The following is a 16,215-nucleotide window of genomic DNA, read 5'->3' as shown; positions in this document are numbered from 1 at the left end:
CCAGCCTATCGGCCGGGCAACGCCTGCCGGCTTCACAAGAGATGCGCAGGATCGATGACGACGCGCAGAGTGCCCTGCTCATGGTTCATGGTGTGTTTGGAACGCAGGTGGAACAGAGTTGAGGACAACTCCCCGACGGAGAGTTGTCCCACCGGACGCACGATGATCCGGTCACGCTCACTCTCTCCAGCTCGCCGCTGTTGAGGGGCCGGGCCCAGTACTTCCAGCTTGTCCCCCATGTCCGCGTTCAGTCGCTCGGTTGCCAGGGCGACCGCTTGCGGTTCCCCGTCGACGATCCCACAGGGAACCGCGGGTGGGAACCGAGCCTCTCGTCGGTCTTCGAGCTCACGGGCCGCCCAACCGATGGGATCGTTGCGAACCATGGCCTGCAAGGCAGCATCCTCCGATGGGCCGACGACGACCACCCGCCCGCCATCGCGAACTGATCTGACGAGGGCCATGATCGCCATCCAGCGATCAACGGTCTGCTCCACCGCAGCCAGCCCCGGTCGAGACAGGGAGGACAGCGCATCGAGGATGACGGCGCAGGCGTATCCCGATTCCGGCGCTGGTTCAGCCCCCGGCGTGGCGACGACGAGTCTGGGAGCTGGGTCGACGCTGTCTCGCACGTGGTTTCCCGAGGAGTCGACGACGGGCACGTCCGGGAAGGCGCGGCCCAGTTCGCCGGCCGTCGTCGTCGCTCCGACGATTCCGGACCTGACGTCGGTGGAACCGCACTCGGGGCAACGCCACCGAGGTAGATGGGTGCCGCACCAAGTGCAGTGAAGGTCAACTCCCGTGTCAGTACGCCGTCCTGTCACCGGGCCGCCGCAGGAAGGGCATCTCACGGGTGTCCGACACACCGAGCAGGATGGTGAGACCAGATCCCCAACTCGAGGCACCGACACCAGGACCGGTCCACGCAGCAACCCCTCACGGATCGTCGTCATGGCCAGATCGGGCAACCGCACGGATCGGGCCAACGGATCTCGTTCCAGAGCGAAGTCGGAATCCCCTGGGACGCGCACCGGAGCACAGACAGATCTCATCGTCTGACGGTCTGCCCCAATGCCCACGAGCCAGCCTGACCTCAGCCAGGACGCACTGCGAACCGAGCAGGAATAGCTCGCCAACAGCAGGGCGCCGTGATCGACCTGGGCTCGTAGGGCGGCGACATCTCGGGTGTTCGGGTAGGGAGCTCGCGGTTCGTCATGGAGGTCAGAGCCCTCGTCCCACACTGCGACCAGTCCGAGGTTCTCGACGGGGGCCATGACAGCTGACCTGGTGCCGATGACGACCTTGGCCGTGCCACGAATGACGGCCAGATAATGACGCCATCTCGTCGACGCCGGTTGATCAGCGTGGAGGACGGCCACCGTCCCCGCCCCCAGGACGGCTTCGAACCTGGAATGGAGGGCGGTGACATCCTCGACGGTCGGACAGCAGACAATGGCACTACGCCCGGAGGCAAGAGCTGCGGAGACGGCCTGCAACAGGCCATTGCCCCAGTCCCCCAGACCTTCGTCATCTCCCGGACCGCATACCGGAGTGACCCGCCAATGAGCTCGGGGACGCTCGCCGGCTGCCACCAAGTCGAGGAAATGACGTCCATCCGTGAGAGCCCGCAAGGTGCCTGACGGCATCGTCGCGGACGGGACTGGCCACGGCGGCGGGTCAGCAGCCTCTGTCGTCGCGTGACGGGTCGGAATGGCCCACCTGAGCACCTCGTCGAGAGTGCCAGCCCAGTGATCGGCAACCTTACGAGCCAGCCTGAGCTGGTTCGGGGTCGACACGACCTGTTCTGAGATCAACTTCACGACCGGGGAAAGCTTGACCCCTGGTTCCTGTTCGTGGTCGACCACCATCACGACGCCGTCACACAGCCGTCCGGCGAGTTTCACCCTGACCCGCGCACCCACCTGAATCCGACCGACGAGGTCATCAGGGATGAGGTAGTCGAAGGGACGGTCTAGGTGCGCCAAACCAGAGGAGACGACCACATGGGCAATCCATGTGGTCGTCTCGAGCAGCGGTTCGGTCATGGGTCAGATGCTACGGCCCACCACCGACGGCATCGCGACAGGTGGTGTTCTCTCAGAGACGGGCGGCCGCGGCCAAGGCCTCGGCACGGTCCGTCACCTCCCAGGTGATGCCGGGGAGCTCGCGTCCGAAGTGTCCTCCGGCGACGAGCTGGGAGTAAATCGGACGAAGCAGGTCGAGGTTCTTAATGATCGCCCCGGGACGAAGGTCGAAGACCTCGGTGACTGCGCGCTCGATCTCGATCTCGGGAACATGGTTGGTCCCGAAGGTGTCGATGCGGAATCCCACTGGACGCGCGGCACCGATGGCGTAAGCCACCTGGCACTCGCAGCGGTCGGCCAGACCTGCGGCGACGACGTTCTTGGCCACCCAGCGCATGGCGTAGGCAGCGGAACGGTCGACCTTGGAGGGGTCCTTGCCGGAGAAGGCACCGCCACCGTGACGGGCCATGCCGCCATAGGTGTCGACGATGATCTTGCGACCGGTCAGACCGGCGTCGCCCATGGGGCCACCGATGACGAACTTGCCGGTCGGGTTGACGAGCACCCTCATGTCCTTGTGATCAAGGTCGTAGCGCTCCAGCACCGGGTCGATGACCAGGTGACGCAGATCAGGGGTCATCGTCGCGTCGATGTCTACCCCGTCGCGATGCTGGCTGGAGACGACGACGGTGTCCACCGCTACCGGCTTGTCGTTCTCGTCGTAACGGATCGTCACCTGGGTCTTGCCGTCGGGGCACAGGTAGTCCAGCGCGCCCTCCTTGCGGACCTTGGTGAGTTGCAGGGACAGGGCGTGGGCCATGTCGATCGGAAGTGGCATGAGGGACGGGGTCTCGGTGCAGGCATATCCGAACATCAGGCCCTGGTCGCCAGCGCCCTGAGCGTCGATAAGGTCAGTGGAACCATGCCGAGTTTCGTAGGCTGAGGTCACGCCCTGGGCAATGTCGGGGCTCTGGGCATCAATCGCGACCGAGACGCCACAGGAAGCACCGTCGAAGCCCTTGGCCGAGGAGTCATAGCCGATCTCAAGGATGCGGGAACGAGCAATACCCGCGATGTCGACGTAGGCCTCAGTGGTGACCTCGCCGCAGACCATCACCTGACCAGTCGTCACGACCGTTTCCACGGCTGCGTGGGAATGGGGATCCTCGGCAAGGAGAGCATCGAGGACGGCATCAGAGATCGCGTCAGCAATCTTGTCGGGATGGCCTTCCGTCACCGATTCGGATGTGAACAGACGAGTGGTGGGCATGATGGTTTCCTGTCCGCGCGGCCACAAGCCGCGCATCGTGTTACTGAGTGGCCAGCAGCGTGTGGACCTCGTCGAGGACCGCTACTGCAGCCTGCGACTTCGATCCGGTGACGCGTCGACCGGGCCCCTGCTGGTGGACCACGGTGACGTCGGTGCCGACCTTGCCGAACACCTTCCCCTCGCTCACGTCGTTGACGACCAATAGGTCGCATCCCTTGCGGGCGAGTTTGGCCTGCGCCAGCTCAAGGAGCTGGGCACGGTCAGGTGCCGTCTCGGCGGCAAACCCGACGACGACCCGATGCGGTACCGATTGGGCACAGATCCGGGCCAGGACGTCGGGAGTCTGGTGGAGTTCGAGGGACGTCGTCGCGCCGACAGCGGAGTCCCCCTCGTGTTTCTTGATCTTGGTGTCGGCGACCACCGGTGCGAAATCGGCGGCAGCAACGGCCTGAATGACGACATCGGCGTGAGGTGCCAGATCGTCCATGGCCTCGGCAAGGTCTTCAGTGCTGTCGATCCGCGTCACCTCGACACAGGACGGTATGGCGACATCGACGTGAGCTGCAACGACGTGAACGTCCGCACCTCGAGCAGCTGCCACTTGAGCGATCGCCTTCCCCATCCGTCCGGATGAGGAGTTTCCGAGGTAACGCACTGGGTCGATGGCCTCGCGGGTGCCACCCAGCGAGATGACGACGCGTTTCCCTGCAAGGTCCCGGCGACACATTGCGTAAGCGGCATCCGGACAGGCCAGCAACAGCTCAACGAATTCGGCGATCTCATCCGGATCAGGTAGTCGCCCAGGACCGGAGTCCCGACCGGTGAGGCGCCCGGATGCAGGATCCTTGACGACGATGCCATGACGACGAAGGGTCGCGACATTGTCGACGGTGGCTGGATTCTGCCACATCCCGGTGTGCATGGCAGGAGCCAGCAGAACCGGCGCGGACGTGGCGAGAATCGTCGTCGTCAGGAGGTCGTCGGCGTGACCACCAGCGATACGCGCCATGAGATCGGCGGTCGCCGGAGCAACGACGACCACGTCGGCACGCTCGGCCAACCGAATGTGCTCGACGCCGGGAACGTCGTCAAAGACCTCGGTGTGGACCGGATGTCCACTCAGCGCCTCCCACGTGGGACGACCGACAAATTCGAGGGCAGTCCTGGTGGGGACGACGTGGACCTCATGACCGGCTTCGGAGAGGAGCCGCGAGAGCAGACACGCCTTGTAGGCGGCGATTCCTCCTCCGACACCGAGGACGACGACACTCACGCCAGACTCAAATCAGGCGTTCGGATCAGCGAGGTCGGCGAAGGGATCGTCGAGCTCGATGGCCGGGGCCTCCTGGGCCGCAGCGGCCTGAGCAGCGATCTCCTCGGCGTCCATCTCATGGGCCTCAACGACACCGGCCTGGATCTCACGCATGGCGATGGACAGCGGCTTCTCCTGGTTGGTGGTCTCCACGAGCGGGCCGACGTTCTCCAGCAGGCCCTCCGCCAGCTGCGAGTAATACGCATTGATCTGACGGGCGCGCTTCGCGGCGAAGAGAACGAGGCGGTACTTCGAGTCGACGTGCTCGAGGAGCTGGTCGATGGGCGGGTTGACGATGCCTTCAGGCGTGGTCTCGGTCAAGGAATGTCCTCCCAGTATGGTCATAGACCCAGCAACTCTACCAGAGAAGCAACGGCATGGTCCACGGTGTCGTTGACGACCACGGCGTCGAACTCATTGGCGTTCGCCAGCTCCACACGAGCCGTCTGCAACCGGCGCTCCCGCTGTTCGTGGGTCTCCGTCCCCCTACCGATCAAACGGTGGACGAGCTCGTCCCACGATGGCGGGGCGAGAAAGATCTGCGTGGCCTGCGGATATGTCTCGCGCACCTGGCGGGCACCCTGAAGATCGATTTCAAGGATGACGGTGCGATCGTCCGCAACCGCCTTCTCAACGGGTTCGCGTGGGGTGCCATACCGGTGGCTGTTGTGGACGACGGCCCACTCCAGCAGCCCGTCACCGTCGACAAGCTCGTCGAACTGCGCCGGGGTGACGAAGTCGTAATCGATGCCGTCGCGCTCAGTGGGGCGAGGTGGACGGGTCGTCACCGACCTCGAGACGACGATCTCGGGGTGACGACGCAACAACGCGCCGACTACGGTTCCCTTGCCGACGGCTGTTGGCCCTGAGACGACGGCCACCGTGACGGGATGGTCGTGTCGAAGACCACGGGCCTGTGGGATGACGGGGTCGCTGCTCATGGCAACACCCTAGTGGTCAATGGCGACGACGTCGCGCAGGGGTGAAGAACCTCAACAACGGTCGAACTCGGCACGCAGGCCGGCGATCTGATGTCTGCCCAGGCCACGAATGCGGCGATTCGGGGCGATATCGAGACGCTCCATGATCTCGGCAGCGCGCTTCTCCCCCACGCGAGGAAGGGCCTTCAGCAGGTCAACAACCTTGACGTGGGCGAGTACATCATCCTCGGCAGCCTCGTCCAAGGCCTCGGACAACGACAGGTCCCCGGCGCGAACCCTCGCCTTGAACTCAGCTCGGACTCGCCTGGCCCGTGTCGCTGCTTCACGAGCAGCCGAAAGCTGTTCCGGTGAAAGAGTGGGTATGGACACGAGCCCCTCCGATCAAGTGTGCAGCCATTCCGAACAGTGCGGAAGGTCTCCACCAGAACCCTGGTGGAGACCTTCGGTACACTAGTCTGCTTAGTCGGAGCCTGGGGACGATTCGTGGGGATCTGTGTCCAATTCGTGATCGTTGGATGTCGGATGTTCTTCCGATTCCAGATCTGCCCCGTCAGCGGACTCCTCCACCACTGATTTTTCGGCCGCGTTCTCGCCGTCACCAGCAGCCTCCGGGGAGACAACGTCCGCAGAGGACACGTCCTCCACCCGAGCAGGGCCATGAGCAACGACGGCGTTCAGCAAACCGTTGAGGAATGGCGCCGAGTCATCGGTCGAGAACTCCTCACTCAGCTCAATGGCCTCAGAGATGACGGCCGGGTCCGGCGTATCCGTGTGCAGAATCTCGAAGGTGGCCAGGCGGGCGAGGACACGATCGACGCGCGGCATCCGATCCAACGTCCAGCCCTCGGACAGACAATCGGTGAGGACTGAGTCCAGGCCAGCCTGAGAGGCAGCCACCCCGCGAACCAGATCAGCCGCGAACGGGCGTACCGGGTTGGTGAAGACGCCCGGGCGGGCGGCCAAGACCTCGAGGGTGTCGGTACCCATGAGGTCAGCCTCGAACAGAATGTCGAGGGCCTGTTTGCGAGCCTTGGACCGCGTCGAGAGGTCAGCGTGCTTCTGGATGTCTCCGCTGATGCGCTTGACTTCGAGATCCCCGATCCTCTCGATGGGGCCCTCGTCGTCAGGCGTCGGAGTGATGTTCGTACTCACTTCTCGGAAATACGACCGAGGTAGTCGCCGGAGCGGGTGTCGACCTTGATCTTCTCACCGGTGGTGATGAAGAGCGGAACCTGAATCTCGCGACCGGTCTCAAGGGTGGCGGGCTTGGTGCCGCCGGTGGAACGATCACCCTGCAGGCCAGGCTCGGTGTAGGTGATCTCGAGCTCGACCGAGGCAGGCAGGTCAATGTACAGCGGGTTGCCCTCGTGCAGGGCGACGGTGGCGGTCTGGTTCTCGAGCATGAAGTCCTTGGCGTCGCCGACGACCTCAGAAGGAATTGGCAGCTGGTCGTAGGTGGTCTCGTCCATGAAGACGTAAACGTCGCCATCTTGGTACAGGTACTGCATGTCGCGACGATCAACCTCGGCCGACTCGATCTTGACGTCAGAGTTGAAGGTCTTGTCCACAACCTTGCCACTCAGCACGTGCTTCAGCTTGGTCCGAACGACGGTGTTGCCCTTACCCGGCTTGTGGTGCTGGAACCAGATGACCGTCCACAGCTGGCCGTCGAGGTTGAGAACGGTGCCGTTCTTGATGTCATTGGTGGAGATAACCACAGGTCGGTCCCTTTCGAGATGAATTGCGTCGATCACGGATCAGGATGCGGCACGCCAGCCGACACCCTGGGCAAGTCTAGCGGACGCAGGGCTTCAACCCCCTATGCCGGTGGAAGGCAGACCCATGACAGGCAGGTGCGGACCACTCGCCGCCCCCACGACATGGTCCCGTCATGTCCCGTTCATGTCATTGAGGCCTTGGCCGCACACCTCTTCAGTAACGTTGACATCATGCACGACCTTGACTCCACCGGGCTGCGCGCCCACTTTGATCCCGCCACGGATTCCGACCAGCACTCGCTGCGCGAATTCATTGACCTGGTCGCTGATGCCGGATATGTCGTCGATTCCGATGAGCACGGAGACGATCCCGAACTCATCGCTCCAGACGGTTCCGCCGTGGAGACCTGGCATGAGGATTATCCCTATCCGAATCTCATGGACAGGCGCGAGTACGAAACTCAGAAAAGGTTGCTGCAAATCGAGCTTCTCAAGCTCCAATACTCCATTGACGACACCGGCGACCGTCACGTCATCGTCTTTGAGGGACGCGACGCAGCCGGGAAGGGTGGCGCGATCAAGAGGTTCAGTGAGCATCTCAATCCCCGTCGATGCCGTACCGTCGCCCTCGACAAGCCTTCGGACCGCGAGCTCGGTCAGTGGAACTTCCAGCGTTACATCCAGCACTTTCCCACTGCCGGCGAGATAGTCCTCTTTGACCGATCTTGGTACAACCGTGGCGGCGTCGAACGGGTAATGGGATTCTGTACCGACGAAGAGCATCGAATTTTCCTGCACCAGGCCCCAAAACTCGAGGAGATGATGATTGAGTCGGGAATCCACGTCACCAAATTCTGGTTCTCGGTAACCCGTCAGGAACAGCGCACTCGGTTCGCAATTCGTCAGCTCGATCCGGTTCGCCGCTGGAAGCTCTCCCCGATGGACTTGGAATCCTTGGGACGTTGGGACGATTACACCCGCGCCAAGGAAGAGATGTTCGCCGCGACTGACACCGATGCTGCCCCGTGGATTTGCGTCAAGTCCAATGACAAGAAACGCGCGCGTCTCAACGCCATGAGGTATTTCCTGTCCCAATACGATTACGAAGGCAAAGACGAAGATGTCGTCGGCCAGCCCGATCCTCGGTTGGTACGTCGAGCCCGAGACACCGTTGGAGACTGAGGGAGGCTGTCCCGCCGGGGGTGGATGGCGGCGCCCCTGACGACGGGGCTGATACGTGACTCTGGGTGCCGTCGTTCACCTGAGTTGAACCCCGTGGGAATGAGCCGTGCCGAGTTGAGGATGAAGGCCGTCTCACTACCGACGTGAACCAGCGCCGCTCCGAGAGGTCCGAGAGCTCCGGTCGCGGCCAGGACCATGCCGAGGGCATCCACGGCCAGGGTCCCGACGACGTTGAACCAGATGATGCCTCGCACCCGTCGAGCCGTTCTGACGGCGCCGACGAGGTCGGCAAGGTCCGAGGAGATGAGGACGACGTCGGCAGATCGTCTAGCTATCTCGGTACCGGCGCCCATGCCCACCCCAACGGTGGCTGCCGAAAGAGCGGGAGCGTCGTTGACGCCATCACCAACCATGACCACCTTGCGTTCCGATGCCATGAGTTCCGAAATGACATCGGCCTTTTCAATCGGACGCAATCCAGCACGGACCTCGTCAACACCGACCTGATCGCCCACTTGTCTGGCTGTTGCCTCCGCATCTCCCGACAACATGACGACCTGAAGCCCCATGCGATGCAACTCCTCAATTGCTGCTGCGGACGTCTCACGAATCTCATCAACGAACTGGATTGCGCCAATCCATTCGTCGTCCACCCACACGTATGACCTAGCGATGGCGTCTGTGGAGAACCCGGCCGGGACGCGTCTGCTGACCTCGACGCGGCGGCCGCCGACGACGCCTGAGACACCATGTCCAGGCTCATAGCGGAAGTCCTCGGCCATCGAGACCGTCACGTCACCGGCCGCGCAGATGGCACGGCCAACCGGGTGTTCGCTGAACTGCTCGACGGATGCGGCCAGGGAGAGGACATCCTCGTCCGCCCAGCCCGCAGCCGGGTCGACCCCCGAAACCGTCGGTTGTCCAGCAGTGATCGTGCCGGTCTTGTCGATCACCACCGTGTCGACCTGACCTAGTTGCTCCAGGTGCACGCCGCCTTTCACGAAGGCTCCGCGTCTGGCAACCCGGGCCATGCCAGCCAGGATCGCCAGTGGCGTACCAGCTGCAACACCACATGCACCGGCGACGACGATGACCGAGATGGTGGCTCGCAGGTCATGGGTCGCGAACCAGGTGATGACTGCAGCGAGGAAGGCTGCTGCGACGATCCAGGTGGCAACGCGATCGCTGAGCCGCTGAACCGGGGTTGGGCTGTCCTGGTCGGAGCGCACAGCCTCGACGATCTGGCCATAACTGGAGTTGGCACCAACGTGCTCGACCCGCACCTCGAGGGCGCCTCCGTGATTGACCGAACCTGCCAGGACACGATCCCCTCCCCGTACTGCCACCGGCATCGGCTCTCCAGTGATCCGGGACTGGTCCACCTCGGATGCACCAGTTTCGACGAGTCCATCCACGGCGATGCGGTCTCCCGGGGAGATGACGACGAGGTCCCCCGAGGTCACACCGGCCAACGTCGTCTCGATGATCCCCTCGTTGCATCGCACCCGGACCGAGTCGGGAAGGAAAGCCATGAGGTCGGTGAGTGCGTCACGGCCACGTTCCATGGACAAGTCCTCGAGAATCTCGGCAACGAGGACGAATGTGGTGATCATGAGTGCGGTGACCCATTCACCGATGGCTGCGGCAGCAGCGATGGCGAGCAGCATCGACAGCTCCATACTCATATGGGCATGACGCAGGTCGTCGAAGGCCTCAGCGAGGAAGGGCCAGCAACCGATGATGAGGCAGATGATGCCAACCGCAGGAAAACGATGGCCCGGCCACGTGAGCCCCAGCCCGACGACGACCGCCGCAACGGCACAGAGAGCGACGCGCCAGGCGAGGTTGATGTCAATGTGTTCGCGCCACGTGGGCATGTGATCTCCTGAACGTGAGTGTGCTCAGCGCAGGTGCACGCGCTGGAAAGGCGCCTTGGTGGGCGTGAAACGTGAAACGGGCTTCGATGGGCAAAGCCCGGGAACAAAGGACTCAGGCCTTGCTCGACTGGCGGGCAGGACATGATCGTGCCCGAGTCATCTCAACCATGTGATGGCTCGGGATCACATCAACCTCGTGCTCAGCCTGGAAGACAGCCTGCGACACGAGATTGCGAGCATGCTCGTCGGTGAGGCTGTAGTACATCGTGGTGCCGTCGCGGCGGGCCGAGACCATACGACCCATGCGCAATTTCGCCAGATGCTGGGAAACAGCAGTAGGGCGTTTGCCCACGACATCGGCCAGGTCCTTCACGGACATCTCTCCATCCCGAAGGGAGAGGATGATGCGGATGCGAGTTGGGTCGGCGAGCAAGGCGAACACCTCCGCTGCAAGGTCGACATAGTCGCTGTCGACACCAAATGTGCATGTCTTCATATCTTCGCGCATATGAAGATAGTAGGTGTGGGCGGTACCGAGCGACAACCCAGAGAGTCCTGGTAAAGGCCCATTCACAGCACGGACCAAGGGAATCGTTGGGCGTTGCCTCGACTCTCACAACCGGGATCTCCACATGAGAGCGCGCAGGCTCGTGATGTGAGGACAACCTCAACAGCCGTGGGCCGGGGCCCGGCAGCAACTGTCGATGTCAGGCAGGCTGCAGGCTCCGGTAGCACTCGACCAGCACGTCCTCGTCGGGATCGACGATCATCGCGACGTCGCCGGGCTTGCTGATGCCGACGAGCCTCAGGACCCGCCGACCGGTCTCAGGATCGAACCGGGTCTTCTTGTCGAGGTCCATTGTCCCGCGCAGATCCGCCCACTCGACCTCGTCGAAGGTGATGGGCAGTCCGATTCCCAGCAGGATGGCCCGGGTACGAGACACCACCTCGTCAGACAGTCCCAGGTACCGCCGAGACAACTCAGCAGCGAAGACCATCCCAACGGCGTCCGCTTCACCGTGGCGCCAGGTGAAGTGCGTGTGGGCCTCGACGGCGTGAGCCAGGGTGTGCCCATAATTCAATCTCTCGCGGCCAACGTGGCCACTCGATGACGTCCGTTCATGCAGATCTCCACTGACAACGGCCGCTTTGACAGTGACTGCTCTGGTCAGCACCTCAACGAAGGCCTTCGAGGTGACGTCTAGAACGTCCTGTCCCTCAACAAGATCCAGGATCACCGGGTCATCGATGAACCCACACTTGACGATCTCCGCCATGCCCGATCGCACCTCACGGGCATTCAGGGTCGTCAACAGGTCGGTGTCGCACAGCACCGCTTTCGGCTCGTGGAAGGCCCCGACAAGGTTCTTTCCGGCCGGGATGTTGATACCAGTCTTGCCGCCGATCGCGGCGTCGGCCATGGCAAGCACCGTCGTCGGGACCTGAATGACGTCGACCCCACGCATCCAGGTCGCCGCCAGGAACCCGGCGAGATCCGTGGCGGCTCCCCCACCGAGACCGACGATGACGTCGCCGCGAGTCATGCCAGCCTCGGCAAGGCCCTGCCAACCGCGGGCCAGCACATCAGGTGACTTGGCGGCCTCGGCGTCCGGCACCTCGATGACGACCGGATCGTGAATTCCAAGTCGCCCGACGCGGTCCACGAGTGGCTGGGGACACACCACGGCGACCCTGCGTCCTGCCACCAGAGTGGGCAGTTCCGTCACCGCGCCGGGGCCAATCCGCACCTGGTAGGGCTGCGCCGTTGGTACCTCGACACGGCTCATGACTTCCCCTCCAGGTCGGCCAGCTCACTCATGATCGCCTCGACGACCTGGTCAGGGGTCAGTTTGTCGGTGGCCACTCGGATAGTTGCCGGGCGCTCGTACACCGCTCGCCTATCCGTCATGAGCCGCACCAATTGCGAGTGCACTTGGCCTCCCAACAGTGGTCGGCCGGTGTCCTTCAGCCCCACCCGGTCAGCCGCGGTACGAGCCGAGACGTCCAGCCAGACGACGCACACCTGGTCCAAGGCCTTACCGACCTCGATGTCGACCGGCGCTCCCCCACCGAGGGAAACCACCCCGCCGCGTTCGATCGCAGCGAGGGTCTCCCGCCTCTCCACCTGGCGGAAGTACGGCTCTCCCTCGACGAGGAAGATCTCCGGGATGTCGCGCCCCTCGACCTGCTCGATGAGAGCATCGACGTCGACGAACTCCTCCTCCAGGCGCTCAGCCAAGAGCGGCCCCACCGTCGACTTGCCGGACCCTGGAGCACCGATGAGGACGATGACACTCACGGGGCCACCACCAGACCGCGTTCGGCCAGGCGACCCAGGTAGGCCTGAGCGTTACGGCGGGTCTCGGCCACCGAGTCTCCGCCGAACTTGTCCAGGGCGCACTCGGCCAGCACCAGGGCAACCATGGCCTCGGCCACGACACCTGCCGCCGGGACCGCGCAGACGTCGGAACGCTGATGATGGGCCGTGGCGGCCTCACCCGTGGTGGTGTCGATCGTCGGCAGGGCGCGGGGAACAGTTGCGATGGGCTTCATGGCCGCCCTCACCCGCAACACCTGGCCGGTGGACATGCCGCCCTCGGTACCGCCCGCACGATCACTCATGCGGTGGATACCCGCCTCGGTCGGCTCCATCCAGTCATGGGCCTGAGAGCCGCGACGACGGGCCAGCTCAAAGCCGTCCCCCAGTTCGACGCCCTTGATGGCCTGGATCCCCATGAGTGCTCCGGCGAGACGCGCATCGAGTCGTCGGTCCCCCTGGCTGTGGGATCCCAACCCGGCAGGCAGGCCATATGCCAACACCTCGACGACACCACCCATGGTGTCGCCCTCCTTGCGGCACGCCTCCACCTCAGCAACCATCCGCTCGCTCGTGGCCGGGTCAGTACAACGCACCGGATCAGCGTCAATACGGGCCAGATCCGCCGGTTCCGGCCGCACATCCTCAGGACACTCGATAGGCCCGAGGGACACGACATGGGACAACACATCGACGTCGAGGGCCTGTTTGAGGAAGGCCTTGGCAATTGCTCCCAGGGCCACTCGCGCAGCGGTTTCACGGGCCGATGCGCGTTCCAGGATCGGCCGGGCCTCATCAAAGTCGTACTTCTGCATACCCGCGAGGTCAGCGTGTCCCGGACGGGGACGGGTCAGAGCAGCTCCACGAGCCTGACCGGCCAGCTCCTCGGGGGATACCGGTCCGGGGGCCATGACGGTACGCCACTTATCCCATTCGGAGTTACCGATCCGGATCGCGATGGGATCGCCGAGGGTCTCCCCGTGACGGAGTCCCGCGATCAGCTCCAACTCATCGGCTTCGAAGGACATCCGGGCCCCTCGCCCCACCCCGAGGCGACGACGTCGCAACTCCTCTGAAATCTCGTCGGCCCCGACGCGGACATGGGCCGGGATGCCCTCCATCGTCGCGACAAGGGCAGCGCCGTGGGACTCCCCGGCAGTGAGGTAACGCAACATGGAGCCCAGTCTCTCAAAGGCGTGCGCGCTCAGCCAGAGCGTTCTGCGCTGTGGACCTCAAGATATCCATGGGAACGTCATGGCCCGTCATGAGACGAATCTGGTCGACGGCCTGTCCGGCAAGCAGGTCGAGGCCATCGATAACCGTGATGCCGGCGTTCTCCCCAGCCACCGTCAGCGGCGTCGGCCACGGGTCGTAGATGACGTCGAAGACGGCGTCAGCATGGGCAGCGAGGTCCTCAGCCCGGTCCATGACAGACCCGGCCGGAACCGTCGAGACCATGAGGTCACAACGCGACGGCTCGGACTCGAAGGGCAACCAGGCGACGCGGATCCCGAGACGGTTGGCAAGCTCAAGGATCTCGGTCGACCGATCGCGAGAGCGCGACATGATGATGACCTCGTCTGCCCCCAATTGGACGGCAGCGGCAAGAACTGACCGTGCCGTCGCCCCCGCCCCGAGCATGACGACCTTCTCAACCCCGGTGACGCCCCGAGACCGAAGCGCAGCCCCGGCGCCGGTCACGTCGGTGTTACGGACGATGGTTCTCCCGTCACGACGTACCCAGGTGTTCGCCGCTCCGAGCAGTTCGACGGTCTCGTCGGTCTCCCCCAACTCACTGAGATCAACCTTGTGGGGCATCGTCACCGACAAGCCGCGCCACGACTCGTCTAGCTCATCGACAAAGGTGCGCAGTCCACCGGGCTCGACGTCAATGGCGTCGTAGGACCAGTCCAGTCCGAGAACCCGATATGCGGCCCGATGGATTGCCGGCGACACGGAATGAGCCACTGGATGACCAACGACCGCGCACCGCATCGTCAACTCCTCCCGATCAGCACTTGCCCTTGTGGTCCTGGCACCACGCCTGGAACTTCTTCACATTCTTCTCGTGATCGGCCAAGGTCTTGGCATAGGCCGTCGTCCCCTTGTCGGGATCCGTGACGACCCAGTACAGGTAGTCGCTCTTGATCGGGGTCACGGCCGCCTCCATCGACGCCGTACCAGGATTGTTGATGGGAGTCGGCGGGAGGCCATTGTGCAGGTAGGTGTTGTAAGGAGAATCCTTGGCACGCTGCTCGTCGGTCGTCGTCAGCTTTCCGTCGGCATGGTTGGCGTACAGCACCGTCGCATCCGATTCCACCTTCATACCCTGGTTGAGACGGTTGTAGATGATGCCGGCGACCATCCTCATGTCCTTGGGGTTCCTGGCCTCCTTCTCCAGGATGGAGGCGACGATGAGGGCATCATAGGGACTGCGCTTGATGGCCTGGGCCTGACCCATGAAGTTCATGGTGTTCACCTGTTTGACGAACTGGTTCGCCTGCATCTGCAGAATCTCCAGCGGCGTCGGGTTGGAACCCACCTCGTAGGTGTCGGGGAAGAGGAAACCCTCCGGACGGTCCTTGGCCCACACCGGCAGGCCAAGCTTCTTGGTCTGCTTGTACGCGACCTTGAAACTGTCGACGGGCATGGTGGTGCCCTTGGCCATGATGGCGAACTGTTCCTCGGTTGTCAGTCCCTCGGGAAGGGTGACGCGAGTGCGCTGGATGTTGTCCGGGTTGCCCAGGATGGAGACAGCCTTCGCCGCGCTCATGTGGGTCTTGAGCTTGTACTGGCCGGCCTGGATCGTGACGTCAGACTCCGACTCGCGAATGGCCTTGTTGTAGGCCTTCGTCGACTTGATGACGTCGTTGTCGAGCAGGATCGATCCGACCTCGCTCACCGACGCGCCCGAGGGCACACGCACCAGGACGTCCTTCTCACCGTCTCCGAGGTAGTCGTCGGCCGACTTGTACGAGATGTAGGCGTCATAAGTCTTGACACCGACGAAGACGCACCCACCAACGAGAACCGCCAAGGACAAGATGACCGCCACAGCACTGCGAAACTTGTACCAGAACTCCGCCTTGGGGTCATCTTGTTCGTCGAACGGTCCGTTCACGAATCCGTCCCTCCTGTCGTCGTCGCCGATCGGGCCGACCGGACTTGCTCCAACACGTGCTCCAGTATGGCCACCGCAGCCACCTGATCAATAACGCCACGCTGTTTGCGCGCGTCTCGCCCGGCATCGTGGAGAGCACGAGCGGCCGTACGTGTCGTCATCCTTTCATCGACCCAGCGCACCGGAATCGGACTGATGGCCTCGGCAAGCTGATGTCCGGCCTGCCGGACATCCCGCGCGGCGATCTTCTCGGTGCCGTCGAGGGCCACCGGGAGGCCCATGATGACCTCGACGGGCTCATACTCGGCGACAATCTCGGCCAGGCGCTGTACCGGACGATTCGCGGTCTGCACCGTTTCTACCGGGAAGGCAAGGATGGCATCACGGTCACTCGCGGCCACACCGATCCGGGCCTTCCCCCAGTCGACAGCGATCCTCACACCGCGCAGGGAGGTA

General features: G+C 63.5%; 17 protein-coding genes. 1 reads left to right on the top strand and 16 read right to left on the bottom strand.

What is annotated here, in order from left to right; translation table 11 throughout:
• Positions 1-32: 32 nt before the first annotated feature.
• From ACP8ML_RS06095 to efp, 8 genes are all read right to left on the bottom strand, one after another.
• Positions 33-2,042, bottom strand: a complete 2,010-nt coding sequence (locus ACP8ML_RS06095; RefSeq protein ID WP_117189085.1) for a primosomal protein N' — start codon at positions 2,040-2,042, stop codon at positions 33-35.
• A 52-nt stretch (positions 2,043-2,094) separates the two neighbouring features.
• Positions 2,095-3,291, bottom strand: coding sequence for a methionine adenosyltransferase (gene metK / locus ACP8ML_RS06090; protein ID WP_065672873.1), 1,197 nt, complete (start codon positions 3,289-3,291; stop codon positions 2,095-2,097).
• A gap of 40 nt (positions 3,292-3,331) precedes the next feature.
• On the bottom strand, positions 3,332-4,564 hold the full coding sequence (coaBC, locus tag ACP8ML_RS06085; protein ID WP_117189083.1) for a bifunctional phosphopantothenoylcysteine decarboxylase/phosphopantothenate--cysteine ligase CoaBC: 1,233 nt from the start codon (positions 4,562-4,564) through the stop codon (positions 3,332-3,334).
• 12 nt (positions 4,565-4,576) lie between these two features.
• Positions 4,577-4,924, bottom strand: coding sequence for a DNA-directed RNA polymerase subunit omega (gene rpoZ / locus ACP8ML_RS06080; RefSeq protein ID WP_002516821.1), 348 nt, complete (start codon positions 4,922-4,924; stop codon positions 4,577-4,579).
• 20 nt (positions 4,925-4,944) lie between these two features.
• Entirely contained in the window at positions 4,945-5,544 is a 600-nt protein-coding gene (gene gmk, locus ACP8ML_RS06075) for a guanylate kinase (RefSeq protein ID WP_117189081.1), read from the bottom strand.
• Positions 5,545-5,595: 51 nt separating this feature from the next.
• Positions 5,596-5,913 (bottom strand): integration host factor, actinobacterial type, encoded by a 318-nt coding sequence (gene mihF, locus ACP8ML_RS06070; RefSeq protein WP_016667665.1) that lies wholly within the window; start codon positions 5,911-5,913, stop codon positions 5,596-5,598.
• Between the two features lie 90 nt (positions 5,914-6,003).
• Positions 6,004-6,696 (bottom strand): transcription antitermination factor NusB, encoded by a 693-nt coding sequence (gene nusB / locus ACP8ML_RS06065; RefSeq protein ID WP_069101361.1) that lies wholly within the window; start codon positions 6,694-6,696, stop codon positions 6,004-6,006.
• Positions 6,693-7,262 carry an elongation factor P gene (gene efp / locus ACP8ML_RS06060; protein ID WP_016667663.1) on the bottom strand — a complete coding sequence of 190 codons (570 nt, stop codon included), beginning with the start codon at positions 7,260-7,262 and terminating at the stop codon, positions 6,693-6,695. The genes nusB and efp overlap by 4 nt, the downstream gene beginning before the upstream one ends.
• A gap of 231 nt (positions 7,263-7,493) precedes the next feature.
• Here efp and ppk2 point away from each other — a divergent pair, with 231 nt between their 5' ends.
• On the top strand, positions 7,494-8,444 hold the full coding sequence (gene ppk2 / locus ACP8ML_RS06055) for a polyphosphate kinase 2 (RefSeq protein WP_015582679.1): 951 nt from the start codon (positions 7,494-7,496) through the stop codon (positions 8,442-8,444).
• On the opposite strand, the gene ACP8ML_RS06050 is transcribed toward ppk2, so the two are convergent.
• The 8 genes from ACP8ML_RS06050 to ruvX all read right to left on the bottom strand — a co-directional run bounded on the left by ACP8ML_RS06050 (position 8,363) and on the right by ruvX (position 16,199).
• A complete protein-coding gene (locus ACP8ML_RS06050; RefSeq protein ID WP_117189079.1) occupies positions 8,363-10,321 on the bottom strand; it encodes a heavy metal translocating P-type ATPase in 1,959 nt (652 codons plus the stop codon). The genes ppk2 and ACP8ML_RS06050 overlap by 82 nt on opposite strands.
• Positions 10,322-10,433: 112 nt before the next feature.
• Positions 10,434-10,829 (bottom strand): ArsR/SmtB family transcription factor, encoded by a 396-nt coding sequence (locus ACP8ML_RS06045; RefSeq protein ID WP_117189077.1) that lies wholly within the window; start codon positions 10,827-10,829, stop codon positions 10,434-10,436.
• A 199-nt stretch (positions 10,830-11,028) separates the two neighbouring features.
• Entirely contained in the window at positions 11,029-12,108 is a 1,080-nt protein-coding gene (locus tag ACP8ML_RS06040) for a 3-dehydroquinate synthase family protein (RefSeq protein WP_117189075.1), read from the bottom strand.
• Positions 12,105-12,620: a shikimate kinase gene (locus tag ACP8ML_RS06035; protein WP_117189073.1), complete on the bottom strand. Its 516-nt coding sequence runs from the start codon at positions 12,618-12,620 to the stop codon at positions 12,105-12,107. The genes ACP8ML_RS06040 and ACP8ML_RS06035 overlap by 4 nt, the downstream gene beginning before the upstream one ends.
• Positions 12,617-13,813 (bottom strand): chorismate synthase, encoded by a 1,197-nt coding sequence (gene aroC / locus ACP8ML_RS06030; protein ID WP_117189071.1) that lies wholly within the window; start codon positions 13,811-13,813, stop codon positions 12,617-12,619. The genes ACP8ML_RS06035 and aroC overlap by 4 nt, the downstream gene beginning before the upstream one ends.
• 13 nt (positions 13,814-13,826) lie before the next feature.
• The gene (locus ACP8ML_RS06025; RefSeq protein WP_117189069.1) at positions 13,827-14,633 is read right to left on the bottom strand and encodes a shikimate dehydrogenase; all 807 of its coding nucleotides are present in this window, start codon (positions 14,631-14,633) and stop codon (positions 13,827-13,829) included.
• A gap of 16 nt (positions 14,634-14,649) precedes the next feature.
• Positions 14,650-15,759, bottom strand: coding sequence for an endolytic transglycosylase MltG (gene mltG / locus ACP8ML_RS06020; RefSeq protein ID WP_065672760.1), 1,110 nt, complete (start codon positions 15,757-15,759; stop codon positions 14,650-14,652).
• The gene (ruvX, locus tag ACP8ML_RS06015; protein ID WP_171048567.1) at positions 15,756-16,199 is read right to left on the bottom strand and encodes a Holliday junction resolvase RuvX; all 444 of its coding nucleotides are present in this window, start codon (positions 16,197-16,199) and stop codon (positions 15,756-15,758) included. Before ruvX ends, mltG begins: the two co-directional genes overlap by 4 nt.
• Positions 16,200-16,215 lie beyond the last annotated feature (16 nt).

It is taken from the genome of Cutibacterium sp. LaCa_255 (assembly GCF_057458005.1).
The sequence above is the reverse complement of the archived record's forward strand: the minus strand, read 5'-3'. Positions and strand labels throughout refer to the sequence as shown.